This window comes from Pseudoalteromonas sp. SG44-8 (assembly GCF_014164125.1).
In the GTDB taxonomy this organism is placed as follows: domain Bacteria; phylum Pseudomonadota; class Gammaproteobacteria; order Enterobacterales; family Alteromonadaceae; genus Pseudoalteromonas; species Pseudoalteromonas rhizosphaerae.
Window position 1 is genome coordinate 12,711 of the sequence record NZ_JACJEQ010000033.1, and the last position, 24,199, is coordinate 36,909.

The 24,199-nt window shown below is 41.7% G+C and carries 19 protein-coding genes; 10 read left to right on the forward strand and 9 right to left on the reverse strand.

Translation table 11 applies throughout. From position 1 onward, the window contains the following. Nucleotides 1–46: 46 nt before the first annotated feature. Complete coding sequence (locus H5163_RS18270) at nt 47–2,599, forward strand: M14 metallopeptidase family protein (RefSeq protein ID WP_182735699.1); 2,553 nt, start codon at nt 47–49, stop codon at nt 2,597–2,599. Nucleotides 2,600–2,615: 16 nt separating this feature from the next. Here the strand turns inward: H5163_RS18270 and H5163_RS18275 are convergent, their stop codons facing one another. Further along, nucleotides 2,616–3,317 carry a ComF family protein gene (locus tag H5163_RS18275; RefSeq protein WP_182735700.1) on the reverse strand — a complete coding sequence of 234 codons (702 nt, stop codon included), beginning with the start codon at nt 3,315–3,317 and terminating at the stop codon, nt 2,616–2,618. Nucleotides 3,318–3,375: 58 nt separating this feature from the next. Between H5163_RS18275 and bioH the strand changes: the two genes are divergently transcribed. The 4 genes from bioH (at nt 3,376) to H5163_RS18295 (ending at nt 6,296) form a co-directional block, all read left to right on the forward strand. Beyond that, a complete protein-coding gene (gene bioH / locus H5163_RS18280; protein ID WP_145242543.1) occupies nt 3,376–4,113 on the forward strand; it encodes a pimeloyl-ACP methyl ester esterase BioH in 738 nt (245 codons plus the stop codon). A 100-nt stretch (nt 4,114–4,213) separates the two neighbouring features. Further along, on the forward strand, nt 4,214–4,522 hold the full coding sequence (locus tag H5163_RS18285; RefSeq protein WP_145242541.1) for a hypothetical protein: 309 nt from the start codon (nt 4,214–4,216) through the stop codon (nt 4,520–4,522). 6 nt (nt 4,523–4,528) lie between these two features. Further along, a complete protein-coding gene (locus H5163_RS18290) occupies nt 4,529–5,407 on the forward strand; it encodes a putative metalloprotease CJM1_0395 family protein (protein WP_149983058.1) in 879 nt (292 codons plus the stop codon). 160 nt (nt 5,408–5,567) lie between these two features. After that, nucleotides 5,568–6,296, forward strand: a complete 729-nt coding sequence (locus H5163_RS18295; RefSeq protein ID WP_145242537.1) for a hypothetical protein — start codon at nt 5,568–5,570, stop codon at nt 6,294–6,296. 64 nt (nt 6,297–6,360) lie between these two features. On the opposite strand, the gene H5163_RS18300 is transcribed toward H5163_RS18295, so the two are convergent. The 4 genes from H5163_RS18300 to greB all read right to left on the reverse strand — a co-directional run bounded on the left by H5163_RS18300 (nt 6,361) and on the right by greB (nt 10,422). Then, nucleotides 6,361–8,694, reverse strand: a complete 2,334-nt coding sequence (locus H5163_RS18300; RefSeq protein WP_145242535.1) for a Tex family protein — start codon at nt 8,692–8,694, stop codon at nt 6,361–6,363. A gap of 163 nt (nt 8,695–8,857) precedes the next feature. Further along, nucleotides 8,858–9,439, reverse strand: a complete 582-nt coding sequence (locus H5163_RS18305) for a CBS domain-containing protein (RefSeq protein ID WP_145242533.1) — start codon at nt 9,437–9,439, stop codon at nt 8,858–8,860. Nucleotides 9,440–9,489: 50 nt separating this feature from the next. After that, nucleotides 9,490–9,798: a hypothetical protein gene (locus H5163_RS18310; protein ID WP_145242531.1), complete on the reverse strand. Its 309-nt coding sequence runs from the start codon at nt 9,796–9,798 to the stop codon at nt 9,490–9,492. A 144-nt stretch (nt 9,799–9,942) separates the two neighbouring features. Continuing rightward, nucleotides 9,943–10,422, reverse strand: coding sequence for a transcription elongation factor GreB (gene greB, locus H5163_RS18315; protein WP_182732327.1), 480 nt, complete (start codon nt 10,420–10,422; stop codon nt 9,943–9,945). A gap of 196 nt (nt 10,423–10,618) precedes the next feature. Here greB and ompR point away from each other — a divergent pair, with 196 nt between their 5' ends. Continuing rightward, nucleotides 10,619–11,338 (forward strand): two-component system response regulator OmpR, encoded by a 720-nt coding sequence (ompR, locus tag H5163_RS18320; RefSeq protein WP_145242004.1) that lies wholly within the window; start codon nt 10,619–10,621, stop codon nt 11,336–11,338. A 5-nt stretch (nt 11,339–11,343) separates the two neighbouring features. Next, nucleotides 11,344–12,648 (forward strand): two-component system sensor histidine kinase EnvZ, encoded by a 1,305-nt coding sequence (gene envZ, locus H5163_RS18325; RefSeq protein WP_145242002.1) that lies wholly within the window; start codon nt 11,344–11,346, stop codon nt 12,646–12,648. Here envZ and H5163_RS18330 read toward each other — a convergent pair. The 3 genes from H5163_RS18330 to H5163_RS18340 all read right to left on the reverse strand — a co-directional run bounded on the left by H5163_RS18330 (nt 12,635) and on the right by H5163_RS18340 (nt 19,367). Continuing rightward, entirely contained in the window at nt 12,635–13,810 is a 1,176-nt protein-coding gene (locus tag H5163_RS18330; protein ID WP_182735701.1) for a tryptophan 7-halogenase, read from the reverse strand. The two genes, envZ and H5163_RS18330, sit on opposite strands and share 14 nt — an antisense overlap. Nucleotides 13,811–13,814: 4 nt before the next feature. Beyond that, nucleotides 13,815–16,823, reverse strand: coding sequence for a LodA/GoxA family CTQ-dependent oxidase (locus tag H5163_RS18335; protein ID WP_182735702.1), 3,009 nt, complete (start codon nt 16,821–16,823; stop codon nt 13,815–13,817). Between the two features lie 501 nt (nt 16,824–17,324). Then, nucleotides 17,325–19,367: a glycoside hydrolase family 97 protein gene (locus H5163_RS18340; RefSeq protein WP_182735703.1), complete on the reverse strand. Its 2,043-nt coding sequence runs from the start codon at nt 19,365–19,367 to the stop codon at nt 17,325–17,327. A gap of 210 nt (nt 19,368–19,577) precedes the next feature. On the opposite strand from H5163_RS18340, the gene H5163_RS18345 reads away from it, so the two are divergent. From H5163_RS18345 to H5163_RS18355, 3 genes are all read left to right on the forward strand, one after another. After that, the gene (locus tag H5163_RS18345; protein WP_145241994.1) at nt 19,578–20,207 is read left to right on the forward strand and encodes a methylamine utilization protein; all 630 of its coding nucleotides are present in this window, start codon (nt 19,578–19,580) and stop codon (nt 20,205–20,207) included. After that, a complete protein-coding gene (locus tag H5163_RS18350; protein WP_182735704.1) occupies nt 20,200–21,423 on the forward strand; it encodes a hypothetical protein in 1,224 nt (407 codons plus the stop codon). The genes H5163_RS18345 and H5163_RS18350 overlap by 8 nt, the downstream gene beginning before the upstream one ends. 67 nt (nt 21,424–21,490) lie before the next feature. Further along, entirely contained in the window at nt 21,491–23,092 is a 1,602-nt protein-coding gene (locus H5163_RS18355; RefSeq protein WP_182732332.1) for a methyl-accepting chemotaxis protein, read from the forward strand. Nucleotides 23,093–23,321: 229 nt separating this feature from the next. On the opposite strand, the gene speE is transcribed toward H5163_RS18355, so the two are convergent. Continuing rightward, a complete protein-coding gene (gene speE, locus H5163_RS18360) occupies nt 23,322–24,185 on the reverse strand; it encodes a polyamine aminopropyltransferase (protein ID WP_145241990.1) in 864 nt (287 codons plus the stop codon). Nucleotides 24,186–24,199: the final 14 nt, after the last annotated feature.

Sequence of the window (24,199 nt, forward strand, 5' to 3'; positions counted from 1 at the left end):
AAGCAATGGTAGCGTGCAAACATTGATCATTTACTGAGTGTTTTCTATGCGTTTGATAATAACAATCTTTACACTATTGCTAAGCTTTTCTTGTTTAGCACAACCGCTTTCATATTATTTCAATGATGATGTGAAATTTGATCCAACTATTCCCACTCCAGAGCAGGTTTTAGGCTATGAAGTCGGGCAGTGGCACGTACGTCATGATCAACTCGTTCGTTATATGGAAATATTGGCACAAAAAAGTGACCGTATTAATTTTGAAGTCATTGGTCGTACCCATGAGCAGCGCCCGCTCGTTATGATAACTATCACCGCAGCTGATAAGTTGGCGAATGTGGAGCAAACACGTAAGGCGCACTTGGCGCGTTTAGCCGATCCAGAAAAAGCCAAAGAAACCGATCAGCCAGCGGTCGTTTGGATGGGTTATAGCGTTCATGGCAATGAATCTTCTGGTAGTAATTCAGCCTTGCTAGTGGCTTATTATTTAGCTGCGGCGCAAGGTAAAGAAATTGATACGCTATTAAATAACACGGTTATTTTACTCGATCCTTCATTAAACCCCGATGGTTTAGCACGCTTTGCGAATTGGGCGAATAGTAATCGCGGTATGAACTTATCGTCTGATCCACAAACTCGGGAGCATATTGAAAGCTGGCCAAGTAGCCGTACTAACCATTACTGGTTTGATTTAAATCGTGATTGGTTGCTGCTACAACACCCTGAATCTCGTGCTCGTATTGCTAAGTTTCATTACTGGAAACCCAATATTCTTACTGATTTCCATGAAATGGGTCCCAATAGCACTTTTTTCTTTCAGCCAGGTATTCCATCACGTAAGCACCCGATCACCCCTGATGAAAATGTCAGTCTCACGAAGGCAATAGGTAACTATCATGCTAAAACATTGGATGAACACAACGCGTTATATTTTACCGAAGAAAGCTTTGATGATTTTTACTATGGCAAAGGTTCAACTTATCCAGATGTAAATGGTGGTGTGGGTATTTTATTTGAGCAAGCAAGTTCTCGTGGTCATCTGCAAGAAACCATAAATGGACCGCTGAGTTTTGCATTTACGATTAAAAACCAGCTGCTTACGAGCCTATCTACATTTCAGGCTGCGATAGATAATCGCCAAGCATTACTCGATTACCAAGCTAGTTTTTACAATAATGCTATAGAGCTTGCTAATGATGAAGATTATAAAGGTTATGTAGTGCAAGGCGGTGCAGATACAACACGTAGCGCACTTTTTTTAGATTTATTGAAACAGCATCAGATCAAAGCTTATCCACTTAATAAAGCAGTAAAAGCGGATGGTAAGAATTTTTCTGCGAAAAGTTATTTTGTGCCATTAGCCCAGCCGCAATATCGCTTAGTTAAAGCCATTTTTAGTGAGCAAAAGCGTTTTGTTGATAACACTTTTTATGATGTATCCGGCTGGACGTTAGCCCATGCTTTTAACTTGGAGTTTGCAGCAATTAAAAGTGGCTGGGGCTTAGACGTTAGTAAAAATGCATGGCAACAGCCTGAAAAACCACAATTTGCTGCGTTAGATGCACAGTATGCGTTTGGCTTTAAATGGGATAATTATTTAGCTCCGAAAATGCTTAATAAATTATTACAGCAAGGTGTGCAAGCTCGTGTGGCGCTCAGCCCGTTATCAGCTAAATCGCTTGCAAGTACACAGGAATTTGCTGCGGGTAGTATTATTATTCCTGCTGGGATTCAAAAAAATCCGCAATGGGTGTCGTTATTAAATAGTGCACAAAATGAGTTTGGTATTGCAATTACGCCTATTACTTCTGGCTTAACGGCAAAGGGTGTCGATTTAGGCTCGCGGACGTTAGCGGTAGTTAAAGCGCCTAAAGTATTACTCGTTGGTGGCCAAGGGACTAGTCAATATGAAGTAGGTGAAGTGTGGTATTACTTAGATCGCTTTGTTGGTGTGGCACCTACCATTGTGGAAATGGAACGTTTTGGTGATCTTGAACTTAGTGATTACAGCCACATTGTTTTGGCTCATGGAAATTACAATAAGCTTTCAGATGCTGACAAAATAGCAATTAAAACTTGGGTACGTAAAGGTGGAGTTATTTGGGGCCACAAAGGTGGGGCTAAGTTTTTAGTCGATCAACAACTATTAAAAACCAGTTATTTATCACGCCGAGATGTTGCCAGCGCCTTCAAAACGGATGGCTTAAACTATGGTGATAAAGATCATTTAGCTGGGCGTCAACGTATTGCTGGAGCGATATTTAATACTAAAGCCGATTTAACGCACCCACTTACTTTTTCATTACAGCGTGACACCTTACCAGTATTTAAAAATAGTACTTGGTTACTTGAAATGTCAGCTGCACCATTTGTAAATGTGTTGCAGTATACGCAAAAGCCATTACTAGCGGGCTTTACCGATGATGTGAATGTTGAGCAAGTAGCGGGAGCGGCTGGTTTAGTGGCACATTCGTATGGTCGTGGCAGTGTGATTGGTATGACAGATGATCCGGTATTTAGGGGCTATTGGTACGGTACCAGTCGTTTATTGAGCAATGCATTGTTTTTTGGTCACACATTTAGAGCGAATGCCGATTAATTAATTAGCTTAAGTATTAATGTCCTAATGGTGTTAAGCAGGTTACAAATGCCCAAACTTGCTTAGCACCAGCCTTTTTAAGGGCGATGGTAGCTGCATTAAGAGTTGCTCCTGTTGTCATCACATCATCAATTATAGCAACTGTTTTTCCGCTCATATCGGTATTACATATAAATGCGCCATGTAAGTTTTTTACTCGTTTAGCTTTGCTAAGTGATGACTGTGCTTGGGTTTTCTTTGTACGCTGTAAACTCTGAGAATCAATATTTTCATTTACTAAACATGGCAACCAGCATTGTGATACTTGGTTAAAGCCTCGCTTTAAAAAACGCTGCTGATGTAGAGGTAAAATAATAAATAAATCTGGCCATATTTCGCTATTTTTTTTACTAACAGTCAGTTGTTGGCTAATAATTAACGACAATGCGTTTTTATAATGAATCTGGTTACTAAATTTAAGTTGCGTGAGCCAACCATCAAAAGGGGGACGATACCACGCGCAAGCGAACAGGTAATCGAATTGGCAATCAGGAAATAACTCAACCACATCTGGGCGATACAGTAAATTAGCATGTGTGGTTATATCTAATAGCGGCAAATCAGCTAAACAATGTTCGCATAAACTATGTTTGGTACGGATAATACTTTGGCATTGCACACAAAAAGAAGGAAAAAACCAATCGCCCAGCTGTTGAAAACATTGATGAAAAGCAGTCATTGCATTCATTCCCTCAAACGCTATTATGAGCGCTAAGTTTGGAGCAAGGTTATAAAAAATGCAAAATGAGCTGGTGTTATTACATGGTTGGGGGATGAATCAAGGCGTATGGCAGTTGATCTTGCCGGAGCTTCAATTTATGCATAACGATACAGTACGCAGTGTTGATTTACCCGGTTACGGTAATAATCAAACATCGCCAAAGCCGTATACTTTGCATGCCGCTGCATTACAATTAAGCAATCAATTACAGCCAAACACTACCTTAATGGGCTGGTCTTTAGGTGGTTTATTTGCTCTTTATATTGCAAAGCACTGGCCTGAAAAAGTCGCGAAAGTGATATTAGTTGCTGCAACTCCATTATTTGCTGAAGGCGATGATTGGCCAGGAATAAAAGCAAATGTATTAGCTGCATTTAAAGAGCAGTTAGTCACTCATCGCGAGAAAACCATCGATCGCTTTTTGGCAATACAGGCGATGGGCAGTGAAAATGCCCGAGATGATATTAAACAACTTAAACAGTTACTCAATGAATTTCCGGCTCCACAAGAGTGCGCATTAACTGCTGGTTTGGATATTTTACAGCAAGATGATTTACGCGATGCTTTTGCCTGTTGTCCAGTGCCAATCCGTGCTGTATTTGGCCGTTTAGATGCATTGGTACCGTATCGCGCAGTAACCAAAATGAAAGTTTTAAAACACGATTTTGAGTATGAAGTGATCGATAAGGCGTCACACGCACCTTTTATATCCCATAAAAAAGAGTTTTTATCTGCCGTCAAATCAATGCTTTGAAAAGTAACTTTACGGTGGTTTGAAAAACTCTGCAGTAAAGCTTTATTTTGACTGTTTTATGAGCGATAATTAACCAATATATCATTGGTTGAGGTGTTGTATGCCAATCGGATCTGTGTTTAATAACGGTGTTGAAGGTTTTAATCGTGCCAGTCAGGGTATAGAGAAAGCCAGCGCAGAAATAAATCGCGCCAGCATTGAGCAACAAGACGACGCTCAGCTTGCCCAACAGCGCCAGCTGCAAGCTGCTCGTCCGGAAGAAGCGGTAACCGCTCCTGTGTCACAACCACCACGTATTGATGAAGCCTTGGTCAATTTAAAGGTCGAAGAGTTTAATGCCAAAGCCAATACGCAATCAATTCAAACCGCGGACGAAGTACTGGGGACTTTGATTGATATTCGTGTTTAATTTGCCATGAACATTGTCACGCCATTTCCAAATATTAATATAAACACCGCAAATGTTTATACGGAAACCGCTCGGCGTGACAACCAACTTCGGGAAGTTATCCCGCCACCTGCAGCTACAAAACCGACTAATGCTGAAAACAAAGCGCTCGGTGATAATGAAAAAACTAAACAACCCGGTACAACTGATACCGGCACTTATGATGCCAAGGGTAAACTTGCCGACGAAAAAGTAATTCAAGAGCGTCAGCAGGGAGATGCAGAGCAAAATCCAGAGCAAAATGAACAGCAACAACAAGATAAAGAGAAAGAGGCAAAGCAAAAAGAGCAAGTAGCTCAGCAAGAGCAACAAGACGCTGAGCAAATTAAAGAGTTAAAAGCGCGTGATACTGAAGTACGTATTCATGAGCAAGCTCATTCATCAGTTGGTGGTCAACACGCAGGTTCGCCAAGTTATGAGTACCAACGTGGACCTGATGGTACCAATTACGCTGTTGGCGGCGAAGTACAAATTGACGTTGCTGAAATAGCAGGTGACCCGCGAGCTACAATAGAGAAAATGCAAACGGTACGTGCTGCAGCTTTAGCGCCGGCAGAGCCTTCTGGTGCTGATCGTTCGATTGCTGCTGATGCCACTCAAAAGCTCGCTGCAGCGCAAGCAGAGCTTAGTAATATAGACAGTGATGATGAAAGCAGTACGCAATCAGCATCGTTCAAAGTAGATAACGAATTAACAAAGGATGAGAAAGTTGCAACTACTGCTGAATCAGAAACCGCAACGGCTAAGCGCGATATTGAAGTTGAGCAGCGTGCAGGTCGCATTGCGCAGTTTTATCAAGCCGCCACCTCGCCTTATGGACAGTCTGGCTTTTCTGCAACCATATAGTTGCTCCCTCGTAATATGTGTTTCCTCAATTTAAATCCAAATAAATCATTTTTTAAGTGTGGTTATTCACATTTATTTACCTAAAGATGTATGCAATTAATTGTGAAATATTACTGTAACTGCTATTTTCCCTACGATTTTTATTATGGAAGACAATTAAATGAAATATGCAGTAATCGCAGGTGCTTTATCACTTTTTTCAATAACAGCGGTGGCGAATGAAACGGCTGGCTTAAGTTATGACTATGTCGAAGTTGGCTATGCAAAAATGGACGTAGATGACTTGGATGAACTTAGCTTTGATGGTTATGCAGTTAAGCTTAGCAAGCAAGTAAGTAGTAATTGGTATCTAACCGGTTTATATGCAAGCACATCAGATGATCTGTCAAATAGTGTCTCTGAGGATTATCGTGATATCTTTCAAAACGGTGAGTATGTAGGAACGTCACAGTTATACACTGAAGGAAAGCTAGACGCTGAATTTACTAGATTAGAGCTCAGTGCGGGTTATATTCAACGTTTATCTGCAGTTACCAATTTAGATTACAGTATCAATCTAGGTAGACTGAAGTACAGCACTGACTTCATAAACCTCGTCGAAGAAAGGTTTAATGGCCAAGTATTCTCATCGTCAGAATCAGCTTACTCGGACTCAGATAGTGCTGATATCCTCTCTGCTAATGTGCAAGTTAGGCATTTAGTCACGGATAAATTCGAGGTAAATGCAGGCTTAGGTTACGAGCGTTTACATGATGAAGAAAGTGACAATAACGTTGTTTTAAAAGCGGGTTTTAATTACACCTTGACTGAAAAAGCAATTTTAGGTGCTTCATACCGTTACGTTGATGAGTATGCTGATATTGCAGCGACCTTACGTTATTACTTTTAAATCAGATTTAAATAGCAGAATTGCAAACGCCACAAACTGAGTTTGTGGCGTTTTTGCTTAAGCGTTATTTTTTCACTTTTGCATTTGCGAAGGCGTCTGCAAATGCATTACCCATCATTGCATTACCGGTATCGCGTGTTGGTTTTGCAGCGCGAGGTTGCTGAGCATTGTTACGATTATTGGCTTGCGGCTTTTGACTGACTGATGGAGCAGGTTTATTGCTGGTATCAATGTCATCGTCTAAACGCATGGTAAAACTAATACGTTTACGGGCAGCGTCAACTTCCACTACTTTTACTTTTACAATATCACCTGCTTTAACTACTTCACGCGGATCAGAGATAAACTTATTAGTGATCGCTGAAATATGTACTAAACCATCTTGGTGCACACCCACATCAACAAAAGCACCAAAGTTAGCTACGTTTGAAACCACGCCTTCTAAAATCATCCCTGGCTTTAAGTCACTGATTTTTTCAACACCTGCTTTAAACTCTGCTGTTTTAAAATCAGGACGAGGGTCGCGTCCAGGTTTATCAAGTTCACTAATGATGTCGGTAACCGTTGGTAAGCCAAATTTATCATCAATGTAGTCATTGGCAACTAACTTATTCAGCAGCTCTGAGTTACCAATTAGGTTATTTACATCGAGACTATTTTGTTCACAAATGCGTTTAACGATAGGGTAAGCTTCCGGGTGAACTGATGATTTATCAAGTGGGTCGCTGCCATTACTAATTTTTAAGAAACCGGCGGCTTGTTCAAATGCTTTTGGCCCTAAACGCTCTACTTTCTTTAGCTCTGAGCGTTTAGTGAATGAACCGTTAGCATCGCGATAATTAACAATATTTTGCGCTAAGGTTTTATTTAACCCTGAAACACGCGCAAGCAATGGCACTGAGGCCATATTTAAATCTACACCTACCGAGTTCACACAATCTTCAACAACAGAAGTCAGAGTTTGCCCTAGTTGGCTTTGTGATACATCGTGCTGATATTGACCTACACCAATTGACTTAGGCTCCACTTTCACAAGTTCAGCCAGTGGATCTTGTAAGCGACGCGCAATTGAAACCGCACCACGTAACGACACATCTAAATCAGGAAACTCATTAGCAGCAAATTCTGATGCTGAATACACCGATGCGCCAGCTTCACTGACCATAATTTTATTGAGTTTTAGCTCGCTATTTGCTTTGATTAATTCAGCAACCAGTTTGTCTGATTCGCGTGAAGCGGTGCCGTTACCAATAGCGATTAGTTCGACTTTATGTTGGCGGCATAACTGCTCTAGCGTTCGTACTGATTTATCCCAATGATTTTGTGGTGCATGTGGGAAGATAGTTTGTGTGGCTAATAACTTACCAGTGCTATCAACAACGGCAATTTTACAGCCAGTGCGCAGACCAGGATCTAGGCCCAATGTTATGCGAGGCCCTGCAGGGGCAGCCATAAGTAAGTCTTTTAAGTTTTTAGCGAACACATCGATAGCGCCTGTTTCGGCTTTTTCACGCATGGCTGCTAAAAATTCGTTTTCTAAATGTAAGCCTAGCTTAATTTTCCAGGCCCACTGCACGACAGTGAGTAACCAAGGGCTGGCTACTTGGTTGTTAATATCAAGGCGGTAATGATCGGCAATCATCACGGCACACATATGGGCCGGGTTTTCTGAACTTGGCTCAGGGTTGATTGTTAACTGTAGAATACCCTCGTTGCGCGCGCGCAACATAGCTAAAGCGCGGTGCGAAGGCACTTTTTTAAGCGCTTCTTGATGCTCAAAATAATCGCGGTATTTAGCGCCAGCTTGTTCTTGGCCTTTGATTAAGCTTGCTTCGATTTGACCGTGCTGACTGATGTGACTACGAAATTTGGCGAGCAGCTTGGCATCTTCAGCAAAGCGTTCCATTAAAATAAATTTAGCGCCATCCAGAACTGCTTTTTCATCAGCAAAGCCGGCTTCTGCATTTAGGTAGCCAGCGGCTTGTTGCTCAGGATCTAAAGAAGCATCATTAAATAAAGCATTCGCTAACGGCTCAAGACCAGCTTCAATAGCAATTTGTCCCTTAGTGCGGCGCTTAGCTTTGTAAGGTAAATATAAATCTTCAAGTTCAGTCTTGCTGTCCGCATTATTAATATCGGCAGCTAAGCTGGTGGTGAGTTTATCTTGCGCTTTAATCGTCGAAAGAATGAAGGCTCTACGTTCTTCCAGCTCTCTTAAATACGATAAACGCTGCTCTAACAATCGTAATTGGGTATCGTCTAAACCACCCGTTACTTCTTTACGATAGCGGGCAATAAAAGGCACTGTTGAACCTTCATCGAGTAATTTTGTAGCAGCTATAACTTGTTGCTCTTGAGCATTCAGCTCAGTGGCTAAACGTGCAGAGATATTGCTCATGCAAAAACCTTATTAAACAATTTGAAGACCAGAACGATAGTTTTGGCGTAATTAATTGCTTGAATAATATCACAGCAGGGCTTAATAAAAAGGCCTTAAAGTATGCTATTTATATACTTTAAGGCCTTTTAAAGAGGTGGTTCAATTAAACATGTATCAGTGCTTAATGGGGGTGTTCAATATGTTGCATTACTTCACTAAAACTGTGCGCGATAGGTGTGATATGTAACGGAATTTGTAATGTTTTAGCAATTTCTCGAGCTGAAATTAAACCACAAATTTCATTATGTGCGGTAGTAACCAGTAAAAACATAATACCGTTTTGTTCCATTGTTTGTAGTGCATCACCAATACAAGCATAGCTTAAGCTTTGCATACTTACGCCAGTTAAGTGGCTAAGTGGTGTCATTACATGAAGTAAGTTAACTTCGTTGCGAGGTACATTTAAGCGCTGTGCTAAAATCATAATTTTTGAGCTTTGTAGATCCGCACTAGATGCTATACCAAGTAATTTTTCTTTGTCATCTACTACTAAAATAAAGTCTGTATGTTGGCTAGTGATCTGTTTTAATGCATCAACAATGCTGGTTTCAAAATGAGCACGTAGCGGGTCTTTTTGAGTAAAATTATTGACCATTTTCAAAGCCGGAGACGTTAAATCAATTAACGGCTGAGTGTCACGGTAAGTGTGAGATAAAACGCCTTTAGAAATGTCTTGAGTACGAAGTTCTTTAAAGTTAGCCATAGTAATCACCAATTATGTTATTAAATTTAATCAAGTTTTTAAGCGATAAATTAAATAAAATAAGCCGGTGGTCCACGCTGATACGCATAGCTAAAAGGTTGTACGAAAGTGGTACTCACATAAAGTGATAAAATGTTTTCAGGGAGTGGTTGAAGCACCCTGATAGAGATCCCGTCAACGTGTGTGTCTAAGTCAACGTCAAGATTAGCTTGGTCAGGAATGTCACAAGCAACATAGTTTGCGGTTGGGGATAAATGGTCGTGGTCGTCAAAACCTTGAGCAATTACAGTCAAACTCACACTCATTAAAAGTGTAAATAACACGGCATTACTTACTATGCGATGTATTACGTTTGACATAACTACTACCTTCTAATATTCAACTCAAGCGCGAAATGCTTTACTTGAGTACTTTTATTTATAGTCTACAAATTCACTTTAGACAATCAATAATTAACCTTATCTGAATAATGAGAAGCGAGGAACTATCGTTTTACTGAGGATTTATGAAGCCCCAGGGTAATTGATACTGTTAACGTACCACTCTTTTTTGCCCTGCGGAGTTGTAACATAAAACTCATCATCCACTTGTTTTTTCAATAATGCGCGCGCCATCGGCGAATCAATCGAGATATAATCTTTGCGGTCATAAATCTCATCAGGGCCAACAATGCGAAACTTCAGCACTTCACCTTGTTCATTTTCTATTTCGACCCATGCACCAAAAAACACTTTACCAGCTTGCTGCGGCGAGTAATCAATTATTTTTAGATCTGGCATGCGTTTGCGTAAATACCGCACGCGACGATCTATTTGTCTTAACAAACGTTTATTGTACTGGTAATCAGCATTTTCTGAACGGTCACCAAGGCTAGCAGCCCAGCTCACTATTTTTGTGACTTCAGGGCGTTTAACATTCCATAAGTGGTCGTGTTCTTGTTGCAGCTGTAAATACCCTTCGCGGGTGATTAAATTAGTTTTCACGTTTAAATTATTACCTTGAGAAACACCTAGGCAAGGTATAAAAATCTTGTTGGCTTGTCGAGCTGATTTTTGTTCTCGCCAGCATTTTTGTGGGCTTGAAATGTTCAGTAACAATCTAGTGACCTAATTAGTTTTTTATTATCATGTTTTTCATTTATATTAATCATAACAGTACAGAAAAATAAGAATGAAAGTAATGGGACATGAAACCACAAAAGTATTAGTCGTTGATGATGATATGCGTTTACGCAGCTTGTTAGAGCGCTACTTGGTAGAACAAGGATTTATTGTGCGTACAGCTGCTAATTCAGAACAAATGGATCGGCTGTTAGAACGTGAAAACTTTCACTTGATGGTACTTGATTTAATGCTACCCGGTGAAGATGGCTTATCTATCTGTCAGCGGTTACGCCAAAAAGAAAATGAAATTCCAATTGTCATGTTAACGGCTAAAGGTGATGAGGTTGATCGTATTATCGGTTTAGAGCTTGGTGCTGATGATTACATCCCGAAACCATTTAACCCGCGTGAATTATTAGCGCGTATTAAAGCTATTTTGCGTCGTCGTTCAAAAGAAGTGCCAGGTGCACCGTCAGCAGAAGAAAATCATATTTCGTTTGGTGAGTTTTCGCTTAATTTAGCCACCCGTGAAATGAGCCAAGGCGACAAAACCATGTCGTTGACCAGTGGTGAGTTTGCGGTATTGAAAGCGCTTGTTACACATCCACGAGAGCCGCTTAGTCGTGATAAGTTAATGAACTTAGCGCGTGGTCGAGATTACAGTGCATTAGAGCGTAGTATCGATGTACAAGTCTCACGTTTGCGTCGCATGATCGAAGTCGATGCCGCTAATCCACGTTATATTCAAACTGTATGGGGCTTAGGTTACGTATTTGTTCCAGATGGTGAAAAATAGCCATAATGAGTATGTTTCCCAAAAGTGCATTTGGACAAACGGTGTTTTTAGTTGCGGCACTATTGTTGATCAACCAAGTAGTGTCTTACATCACGGTTAGCCTTTACGTAGTTAAGCCTACTATTGAGCAAGTTAACCTTATTCTCGCAAAACAAATCAAAACTGTGTTTATAGACTGGGAAGATGGCGTTGAAATAAGTGATGAGGTGTCTGAAAAGTTTTTTGAAATAACCGGTATCGAAGTTATGACCCAGCGCCAAGCGATGAGCGAAGGTTTGGCGCAAACTCGTGAATATTCGATGTTGTCGCGTAGTATGTCTGAGCAACTGCATGGTTCAGCCCGAGTGCGTATTAGCCAAACAGATCCGCTTGTTTATTGGGTAGAAGCGCCGCAAGCACCGGGTTACTGGGTTAAAGTACCGCTAACTGGTTTTAAAGAAAATAATCTCGAATTTCTAACCTTTTATTTATCTAGTATCGGCTTTTTAAGTGTACTCGGTGGTTGGCTGTTCGCACGTCATTTGAATCGACCTTTAAAAGCGCTACAACAAGCGGCGGTAAAAGTAGGGGTTGGAGATTTTTCTACAAAATTAGAGGAACACGGCTCAACTGAAGTCATCGAAGTAACCCGCGCATTTAATCAAATGTCACGTGGTATAGCAGCGCTTGAGAACGATCGCCGTCTACTTATGGCTGGGGTGTCTCATGATTTACGTACGCCGCTGACGCGCATTCGCCTTGCTACCGAAATGATGTCGGATGAAGAAGATTATCTGCGTGAAGGGATCATCTACGATATTGAAGACATGAATGCCATTATTGATCAGTTTATTGAGTATTTGCGTCATCACAAACGTGAGGAGTTAGCGCTTGAAGATCTCAACGCGATAGTGTCAGAAGTGGTGCATTCAGAACAAAAACATCAACGCACTATCACTTTTAGCGAAAATCCTAGTATTAGTAATATTCCTTTAAGTATGGTGGCAATCAAGCGAGTTATTACCAACATGATTGAAAATGCGATCCGTTATTCGGATGGTGATATTGATGTTGAAACTGCGCTAAGTCGTGATAAAAAATACGCTATGGTGATTGTAAAAGATCATGGCCCAGGTATTCCTGAAAGTGAACTTGAAACGGTATTTGAACCTTTTAAACAAGGCGATGCTGCGCGAGGCAGTGAAGGTAGTGGGTTAGGGCTTGCGATCATTAAGCGCATAGTTGATATGCATGGTGGTAAAGTAAAACTGGTTAATCGCCCTGAAGGCGGTTTAAATGCTGAGGTTTATTTACCAGTCAAAGTGAGTTAGCCGTATATACTTTTATACTACTCGGCTGCTGTCTGCGCTGCCAAAAAGGACTGTTTGACCAGCGTTGCTCTTGAGCGTAAAAATAGCGTTTGTGATCTAAATAACGATGCCAAATCTGTTCTATTTGTTGCTGGTATAGTTTTTTAAATTGTAGCTGGCTATCGTGTTCTATTTTATTGACTATCTCGAGTTTTTTCATCAGATCGGCAAGTTGCATCGCACTTGCCATAGCATTAAAAATTCCTTGCGATGAGATTGGATCAAAGCTCAGTGCTGCATCACCTAAAGCGGCCCATTGTTGGCCTGCAAAACACTCTAAGCGAGTGGAGTTCGCGCTGACGATACCGTGCAGTGTTATTGGCTGTTGGCATACATCGAGAATCTTCGCTTGATTGGCATAACATTGCGCATGTTGAGTAAATAACTTTGTATCACGTTGTAAGCCTTTGGTCAGCAAATCCGGATCCGTTTGAAATGCTAAAACACGACGTTGGTTTGGTAATGGTGCACTGTACCACCAGCCGTTTTGCGTGGCACAAATGCTGCCTAGTTGATTTTCAATAGTATTAGCCACGGTTGCCCAGCAAGATATTAGACGGTCATGTTGTTTGCGAGCGGTGTATTTTTTTGCAAAATGAGCCTCTCGGCCAGTGGCATCAATTACGAATTGACTCGCAATGTTGATTGTTTGCTCTTGTTGTAACTGTGTTAGTGTTATTTGCCAGCGTTGCCCTTGGTATTCGCTGTGTGCTAATTTGGCAGGCCAAATACAGCGGACACCCCGTTGCAGCGCTTTTTCGCGTAAAAAGCTCTCAAATACTTGACGATCCAAGCGCCAACCTAAACCATCCGGGTTACTGAGATTATCAGTAACATAGGGTGTTGATTGGCCCCAACTTATTTGCAATCCTGCATTGTGTAAATGCTGTGGGGTAAGTACGTTGGCCACCAGTTGGTTTTCAAATTCAGTTAACAAATCTAACTGTTGTAAAATACGCCGTGCGGCAGGTGCTAAGCATTCACCAATTCGCTCTTCGGGCATCTCAGACTTATCAATCAAAGTAACTTGATATGAATCACATAAAGCAAGTGCGGCGATACAGCCTGCCACACCTGCACCAATGATCACAACATCCGTTTGTAATTCGGTCTCTTGCAGCATTGCTTTAGCGTCCTTTGTTGCGATGAAAGCGGCTCGCTTTTTCAGTAACACCTAAGTTGGTTTGACTACGATGTGAAGCATGCTCAGCCGAGAGAGTCGCTTTTGTATGCTTTATCGCTTTAATCGCTAAGTTAACTTGTGCCTCATCTTGTGGATTGTTGGGCAATATACCAACCTGCATTGCGCTAGGAAATTGTGCATCGCCTATTACGCCGATATGCGGTTGTACAATCGCAAGTTCAGCAAAGTTGTCTATCATACTATTGATTTGGTTTGTATATGTGGCAGGATTACCGTGCAGAGGTAAATCATCAAGCCAATCAGTACGATAAGCAAAAGCCTGTTGACGAGTACTGTCAGGTAATGAGGTATCAAGCACTTGTTGATAGCGGAACTGATTCATTATTTGATTTGGCACTCGAGCAGGCCAAAATGTCGGTAAAAATGGATCGTACTCAGAGCTGTAGCCATCTCTACAGCTCGCGGTATCAGTTTGCCAAGGAATAGCCATCCAGCGTGTTATCCCTCCTGCTACTTGACCACCAAATAAAGGTCCTTGCGCGAGGGTATAAACGTCGCTATTCATCACAGGACCATAATAGTAACGGTCACTTTGTAAGTCCGCTTGGGCGTGTTTGAGTCGAAATGCCGACATATACATGCCTGCAGTTCGCATTGGCCAAGTCATTTCACAGCCCGGGTGAAATGCATCAGCAAGGCAAAACTCCATCGCGCCGCGAGTAAGTAGTTCTGGCTGCTCAGCAATTGGATAATCATCTAACGCGGTTACATTTGCATGTGCCGGACAAGCTGATTGAGGGGTGTAATCATTAATAAAATCACCTTTCACCCATTGCTCTAAAAAGCTCAACTGCAAATTTGATAGCGTTGCATGCTGGCGCACTGAGCCCGTGGGAGGAATGCTAATCGCATCGCCATACAGCCAAGGCCATAGTTGTGGAGCTTGCGCACCGGGAACATCAAAACGACGAAAGTTATTAGACAGTGTACGGCGTAATTCCTGATAGGCAGGAGATGGATCGCTAAGCTTTTCTAGCCATTCATTCGTGGTGTAATTAAACTGACCCCCCCAGCCAAATGCGCCAGCAAATCCGTCATTAACCCATTGTAAATCCGTCATTCGGGCAAATATGGGTTGAATGTCGTTAGTAAAAGAAGGTCGCTGTGGTCTTGCCAGCATACCAGCATCTACAGCAACGTCGCGCATTAAATCCCACATGGTGCGTACTGATTTTTGCATCGGTGCATAATCCGGTGGCGCGCAAATAACCCAAGCGGGTTCTACTCTTAGCGATATCCCCTGATATACAACCTCTGCTGTAATTGGGCCATCTGAGGTGTCATCATACCAGCCTTCATTATTTGCAAAGGTAATGGCTATATCGCCGTTTACGTTGCGTGACACGCCATGACCACCGAGCATTAGTAAGCGGCCATGTTGATCACTGCGCATTTCGCCTAAGTACACATCCTGATCCATAAATTGGCCAATAAACTCATGCTTAGATTTTACGTTTTTGCGGCTAATACTGTGTTTGCCCCCTTTGATTAACAGCTTGCTACGATCGGTTACATTGTTATTGCGCAGTAACGACGGCGGCGCATCTGCGGCTTCTGGAATATCTAAAGCAATTTGAAATTCGTACCAGCAGGCTTTTTGATTTGCTAATTCAGCATGCCAAGTAATGTCTGCATTATCGAGGGTTAGTTCTTTTATCGCTTTACCAGCGGCATTAAAACCGTAAATTCTAAACTCAGCTGCTTGGCGCTTTAATGCACCTGTTTTATCACGGTAACTGTATTCATCAGTATGAGCTATGGGCTGCGGTTGTTGCGGGCCAATAAAGTAGCCTTTTTTACTATTACCCACGCGCATTACACCAATAGGCGGATAAATACCGGCATAAACAATACACTCAGAGTCAGTATCTTGATCTTGCTGTGGCTTAAATTCACTTAACTGTTTAGGCTCTTGTAGCTGCTGACCGTTGGCTGTATGTCGGGCATGAGCACTGGCCGCATAGGCTGACTTTCGAGCCAATGCAATGCTACCTAGAGGCTCATGGGCGGCTAAAGTACGCCAAATATTAAACGCTAAGTTATTACCAAGCTCAGCTTGACCAATCGCGGTAATATTTTGTTGTGCTAAATGCAGCCGTGCAATACATACGTATGGGCTTTCTTCACAGCTCCACACGGCTTGTGCATCATCAAGTGGCATTGTTTTTGGGTTTGTTCTTAATTGTACTTCAAAGCGAAATGTTGCACTGCCTTGACGTAAACGTCGCTGCAAATCTAAAGCGAGGTAATTATTATCGACACTTGGTGCGCCAAGTTCACTGCCTTCAGGCACTAAGCGATATTTTACAATCTGTTGTTCGCCTAATTTGAACGGTAATATTGCCCAATAATTAGCGCTTAAACAGCTTGCTTCAACTTTTTGCATAGCCTGTAAAATATTGGCTGTTTGTATGTGTTTTGGATTATTTATATAGGCATCATAGTTTTTATCGATCACGCCTGCAGTGGTGAATTGGCACATCTGTTGCGCATTTTTGGTGAAAAATCGATTCATGTTTTGAAAAATAAAATCTGCGGTATCACCTTCGCCAATCAGCTTTGGCCCATCTACTCCAAAGAGCTTCACTGCCAATCCTAATGTGCTGTGTAAATCTGGTGATGATGGTAACGTATCACTTGAAAAGCGCACTGCACATTCGTATTCTTTGCCTGCAAAAATGCCAATTTTAAATTGTGGGTCTATATCTGGATTGATAATAAAGTGGCCGTAAGCGATGCCATGTTGCTTTCTAAATACAGCTCGTTGTGCTGGCTGTTGACCTTTGTCTATACGCGGCACTTGACCAAGGCCAACAAACATTTCAGTTAACCGCTGGCAGGCTAGTTCAACATCTTTGTCATTTGACCAACATGGCACATTGTTAGCAGTTGCTAGCGTTTTAATACTGCGATTTTTGGGTTTCTTAGCCATTATTATATTCCTTATAGTATTGAAGCGGCTCTAGAGGTATTAGCTCTAAAAGTCCTTTTAAGCAAGTTCACTATTATTGAGCTGACTGCACATTTAGTTGTTTATTAGTGCTGCGTAATTTTTCAAAATTATTAAATATATGGCTCACAGCCATGCTTGGTATTCCTACTGTTACTAACTAACTTTTTAATCTGTAAAAGTAGAGCAATAATGGGAATAAAACTATTACACGGTATTTCACGTGCTATTTATAGGATGTGTTAGGTATTTTCAGGGTGGATACAACAGAGCCATTAATATAAGCATAGTTGCTTTTGGTTGCAGTAATGATGATGCCAACAGCTTAATTGAAGTCATGAACTGTAGCATTGAATAATTATTTAGGGGCTAACTCAAGGCGTTAGCAGTATTAATTGGAAGCTCTTTATTTGCCGGTTGTTTATTAAAAAGAAGACGCGAGAGAAACTCGCGCCTCCTATTTTCACTATCGACTTCGCGCTATTATAAAGCTTTAAATCTAATTGCTGTGCCGCCGCTGGTGGCAAGTTTAAGCGTTAACTTATCAGCAGCTGTGACTATGCGCTTTTCGATTTTTAAATCGTATGGGTTGTTTTTCCATTCAGCATTATTACCATCACGATAAATTTGTGCCTCAAACTTTTTACCTTGCTCTAAGAAGTCGAGTTTTATCTCTATGCTGCGAGCTTGCTCATCGGTTACTGCTCCTAAAAACCAGTCGTTACCAGAGTAGTTATCACGCTTACGCTCTTTGCGAGCAAATACCACGTAATCGCCAACCTCACCCGCTAGTGCGATACTTTGTTGCCAATCTGTTGGTACGTCTTGAATAAATTTAAATGCGTCCGGTTTGGCTAAATAGTTACGCGGAAGATCAGCGGCCATTTGGATTGGACTATACATTACGACATATAACGCGAGTTGTTTCGCAAGTGTGGTTTGTGGACGATTTGTATCACCACCTAATCCATTAAAACTCATATCAAAAATGCCCGGTGTAAAGTCCATTGGCCCAGCTAACATACGTGTAAAGGCGAGCATTGGAATATGCTCTGGTGGATTTGGCGGTGTGCCCCATGCATTAAACTCTTGGCCGCGAGCACCTTCGCGGGCTATCCAGTTCGGATAAGTACGGCGCAGACCTGTGTCTTTTATCGGTTCATGGGTGTTAATACTGATTTTATGTTTTGCAGCCAGTTGCACGCTGTGTAGGTATTCATTAACCATAAATTGGCCATCGTGCCACTCATGGCGAGCAATGCCGTTTTCATCAATGCGTTTGATGTTGCCGCCATCTGCTACGTAACCTGTTTTTACTTGGCTAACGTTAGATTTTTCGTACAGTGCGTAGGCGTCTTCCATCTGGTTGCGGTAGTTGGTTACGTTGCCAGACGTTTCGTGGTGGCCAATCAGCTGTACGCCTTTTTCTTTGCCATAGCGAGTTAGCTCTGCAATATCAAAGTCAGCGTAAGGTTTGGTAAAACTAAAAACATCACCATTGAAGAACCAGTCGCCATCCCAGCCAATATTCCAGCCCTCGACAAGTACCCCATCAAAACCGTATTTAGCTGCAAAATCCATGTAACGCTTGGTTTCTTTGGTGGTCGCACCGTGCTTTTCACCGCTGCCCCAAGTGTTCTCATTGATATGCATGCCCCACCAAATACCGACATATTTACCTGGTTTAACCCACGATACATCACCGAGTTTATTTGGTTCGTTGAGGTTTAAAATAATATCTGAGTTGATCAAATCAACGGCTTTGTCACCAATTTGAATGGTGCGCCACGGAGTATTAAATGCGCCGTGTTTTTTAACCGCAACACCATCAGACCAAGGCGTTAAGTCGGCTTGTAAAGTCCCTGGGCGACGTTGATTGAGCACCATCCCTGCATAATCAACTAATGCAGCTTCGTGAATGCTCAAATGGACGCCATCAGCGTTTTTAAAGGTAAATGGAGTATGTGCAAGAGCAGCTTGTTGCAGTGGAGTGGTGTTATAAACATATTCATAACGGTTCCAACCACGAGCTGGGATCCACCATGCGGTGGCTTTATCCGCACCACTAATTGCAAATTCGGTTAGCTCCTTAGTGATTTCAATGTTTTCAAATCCAGCTTGTTTAGGTACTTCGTAACGAAAACCGACGCCATCATTAAAAGCTCGAAAACGAACCGTGTAAGTGCCGCCTTGTGGCGCTGGCTTTTTAAACGTAACCGTGAGCTCATTATGTTTATCTATAATAGTTTGGCGTTCACCCCAAGGTTGCTGCCATTGGCTGTTATGTTGGGAGTTGTTGACGTCGGTTATTGTAAAACCTTCAGCAAAGGCGGCTTGTTGTTTAAATTCGAAGCCAAGAGCTGAATTTTCAATAACATCTTTGCCGTTAAAGCTGATTTTATAACTTGGTGTAGCTTGCTGATCCGAAATGGTTATTGTTATATTTCCGTTTGGGGATTGAATCGTCGCGTCTTTAGCAAAACAAGCACTTGAAAGTCCAAGCAGAAGTAGCAAAGGTAATCGCATAGCTGTTCCTTGAGGTGTAACCTAATTGAAGCATTTAGCATAAAGCGCAAGGGCCTAGATTACGAGATGACTGCATACGTATTCAGCTCATTAGTTAGCTTAGGTTAAATATTGAAAAATAATTAACGAGATATTTTTAACAGAATATAATTAACAAAAGATTAATCTAATTGGTTTATAATGAATGAAGTTAAATAAGAAGATATTAAAATGTTAAAGCAGACCTTCATTCTTTCATTGTGTTTAATGGTTTTTAATAGTTACGCTGGTACTATCACCATTAATGATCAACAGCAAAAACCGCTCGCTAATGCCGTCGTCTGGTTAACGCCTGCGGATAAAAGTGTTGAATTCCCCGCGCCAACTACACCCTTTATAATGACTCAAAAAGACCGGCAGTTTATTCCCCATGTGTTGGTGGTACCGCAAAATGCTCAAGTTGAGTTTCCAAATGCAGATTCAATCATGCACCACGTGTATTCTTTTTCCAAAGCTAAATCGTTTGAGCTAAAGCTATACCGAGAGCAACCACAGGATCCGATCAGTTTTGAGCAAACGGGCGTAGTTGAATTAGGCTGTAATATTCATGATTGGATGTTGGGGTATATTGTGGTGGTTGATAGTCCGTATTACGCAATGACCAATGACAAAGGACAAATTGAGCTGACGCTTGAGGCCGGAGATTTTACACTCAATATTTGGCACTCCGAATTTAGTGACATCAGCAAAACTGAAAGCAAAGCCATTTCACTCACTAGTGCGCCGGTTGTTTATCAAATAAAACAGGCGATTATTTCTCGTGTTGCGGTGGGCGTTGATGAATTTGACGATTATGAATAAAGCTTGCTTTTACCTAGGTGTAGTGGGGCTAACATTAACGTGCAATGCTTTTGCACAAGTAAAGGGCTTAGTGCAACTAAGTGCAGTTCAGGGTGATCAATACGTAAGTTGGCAACAAGGTGACATAGGACTATACCGGTACGATAGTGACAATGATGGCATTGTGCTTTCTCAGGGAGTCGTTGATTTTAGAACTGATTTAACCACCGCTTGGTCAGTACATGGGGTTATTAATGCTTATCAAGATCCGCAGCCGACTTTAGGTTTTAGCCAAGCATATTTGCAATATAAGCCGCTAACAGCGAGTAACTATAAATGGCATCTGCGGGTAGGTGGTTTTTACCCGTTATTATCATTAGAAAATCCAGATATGGGCTGGCTTTCACCATATAATTACACTAACTCAGCAATAAACTCATGGATAGGTGAAGAGGTACGTACCGTTGGGGTTGAGGCCACTATCAAGCGGCCAGGGCGCAGCTTTAACAGTACCCATAGCTTTGCATTGGTTGGCGCTACATTTAAAGGTAATGATCCTGCAGGAACATTATTAGCTTGGCGTGGCTTTGCAATGCATGACCGCCAAACGACCTTTAATGAAAGTATTGCGTTTGCGCCAATCGCTTCATTTAATACCACCGAACTTCAGTATCAGGCAAATCAGGTCTTGCCCTTTGAGGAGGTTGATGGGCGCTTTGGTTATTATGCAGGAATTCACTGGGATTATTTAAAAAAATCACAATTTCGTTTTTATTATTACGATAATAATGGCGATCCTGCAGCACTAAATAGAAGTACTGGGCAATATGCATGGGATACTCGTTTTAGCAGCGTCGCGTGGCTATATAAATTTACTGCGAATACGCGCTTAATTGCGCAAATGATGTCGGGCACTACCGCTATGGGTGCTAAACGCGGTGTAAATAATAGCTTCTATAGTCACTTTGTATTAGTAAGTCATAAAATGGCCAAGCATCGCATTTCAATGCGTTATGATTATTTTGAGGTAACCGATCATGACGACTGGCAATTTGATCCTAATGCCAGTGAAGGTGAAGGTATAACCGCGACCTGGCGTTATCAATTAACGCCGCAGTGGCAACTAGGGATTGAAGGTTCTGCATTACACAGCCAAGCAGATAATCGCATGGCGATGAATAATCCCAAAAACCTATCACAGCAACAAATTAGCTTAAATGTTCAGTGGCGCTTTTAATGGTAATTCAGATAGTTTGAACTATATTAAGGTGTGGCTGATGTTGTATTTTATGCAAAGGTGAAAAATGAACTTACAGAGTATTCGAATCAAGAGCTCGCTGCCAATTGTGTTACTTGGGATTGCGATAATAGTACTGATAGCAGGCTACACGCACTTAATTAACTTACAAAAAGATGCGTTAGAAGCACAATCTGAGCGATTTTTAAATGCTATTTCAGTAGTGGTTAATAGTGATCGTGATCTCTACCAAGCTAAGGTAGCTGAATTACACTTAGTAACCAATAAGATAGGTAATGCCGAAGAACTGCAAGATCATCAAGAAAACGCACAGCAAGTGACCGATCGTTTTAATCAATATTTACATTTCTTATCAGCCTACCCGCAAGTAACGACGCAGTTTACTGGCTTTGATAGTGCCTTTGAAAAATGGTTATCAGCATCAAACGCGTTTATCAACGACCCGCAAAACAAGCAAAAAAATCAGCAGGCCAATACAGAGTTTGCAGCGCTGCGCGATATTTTAGATAAAGCAGGTGAACAAGCTGAGTTGACGTCGAAACAAGAAAAACAAAAATTGCTTGAGAAGATAACTACAACGAAATTGTTTTTACTGACTATGGTGGTGGTGCTGTTAGCCATTTCAGCTTGGTTCAGTTATGTGATCCCACGTCAGTTAACGAAGCAAATGCATTACGTGACTGCGAGAATTAATGATATTGCCTCTGGTGATGGTAATTTAACAGGACGTATAGCGATAGAAAGCCAAGATGAATTTGCCGAGCTGGCAACGGCATTTAATCGTTTTTTAGATAATTTGCAGCAACTGATCCGTGATATTTTAGGCCAAGCTAATGAGCTTAACCATTTAGGTACTGATTTAAGTCAGTTCGCAAATCAAAATAATCAGATCACTCAAAAACTCAGCCAAGCATCAGAATCAATTGTCAGTGCGGTTCATCAAATGAGTGTTGCTAGTCGCGAAGTGGCTAATGTGGCGCAGCAGTCTTCAAAAGAAGCTGATAACTCACAGCAACTGGCTAAGCAAGGTTTAACGGCTGTGGCTAATTCGAGTGATAAAATAGTCGCGCTATCTGAAAATATGGAACATGCCAGTAACAAATCAACCGAACTGCAACAAAGCTCTGATAATATAGCTAAAGTGCTGGAAGTGATCCGCGCGATTGCAGAGCAAACTAATCTACTTGCGCTAAATGCTGCTATCGAAGCGGCGCGTGCTGGCGAACAAGGGCGGGGGTTTGCGGTGGTCGCCGATGAAGTACGCACCTTGGCAACGCGCACTCAAGAAAGTACCAACGATATTCAAAAAATGGTTGAGCAGTTTGCCAATAGTGTCGAGCAGTCTTTAACGGCAATTAATGGTGGCAAACGCTTTGCAGATGAAGCCGTAGCCTCGTTTACGCAAACCAATGATGTACTTAATGCGATGCAAGAGTCATCAGTAAAAGTGAATGATATGGCTATGCAAACAGCCCAAGCTACCGATGAGCAAACAGCAGTAGCTGAAGAAATCAGTCATAATTTATCATCATTGAACGATCAAACCATGCAAGGTGGCGAGCTGGCACGTTCAACTGAAGAAGTTGCGGTAAGAATGAACCAATTAACAGATGAATTAAGCCGCCTAGTGCAGCGCTTTAAAGTTTAATTGTTTGCTGTAGGCAATAAAAAAGGGTTCGAGAGAACCCTTTTTTGCGTTGTTAGTATCTAATACCAATCGACTTAAATATTTAACCATTCTAGCGCGCTAAATAAAGTGCTAACTGCGTTAGTAATTTTTCATGTAGAACAACTACATGTCAAAATCTCTGCCTTGTTACCACTGTATTTTTCTGTCGCTATAAATGGTCAGTAACTTAAAACGATTGGTATAACGTTTACTTTTTTTCGAAAGCGCGCTTCATAAAGTTCGGTGTTGCTAATGCGCCATGGTGAATACCATTATTGTAATACTCTGTAGTTTGCGCAAGCTCTGCTGCTGCGTCTTCTCTAAAACCGGCGAATGCTTCATCTTTACGAGCAAGTGTTACTGACCATAAGCCACTTGGGTAAATAGGTTGTGGGAATGGCAGTGTTTGTAAGTCGTTAAAGCCTACATCAGTCATCGCATCGCGCATTTCAACCAGTAATGGCATATGCATAAGCGGTGATTCACTTTGTTGTACCATAATGCCGCCAGGGCGTAGTGCATTTAAACAGCTCGTGTAAAAGGCATGGTTGAACAAACCTTCACCAGGACCGACTGGATCAGTGCCATCAACAATCACGATATCGATTGATTCTGCTGCAGCTTCACGCATATATTTAATACCGTCGTCAAACATTACTGTAGCGCGAGGATCTTGGTTTGCTTCACATAACTCAGGGAAGTATTTAAGTGACATTTGCGTCACCACTTCATCGATATCGATTTGTGTAACAGACTCAACGCCCGGGTGCTTGAGTACCTCACGTAAAGTGCCGCAGTCACCACCACCAATAATAACTACATTTTTTGGGTTTGGGTGTGCAAGTAGTGCAGGGTGGCTGATCATTTCATGGTAAAAAAAGTTTTCACGGCTAGTTACCATAGTACAACCGTCAATAATCATTAGATTACCGAAGTCTGTTGTCTCGTACATTTCGACTTTTTGAAAAGGCGATTGCTGTTCTTCTAGCTTTTTGTTGATGCGCATAGAAAACGCACTGCCGTCACGTTCACTGATTTCTGTAAACCATTTACTTTGATCTAAATTTGCCATGTCGCTAGTTACAC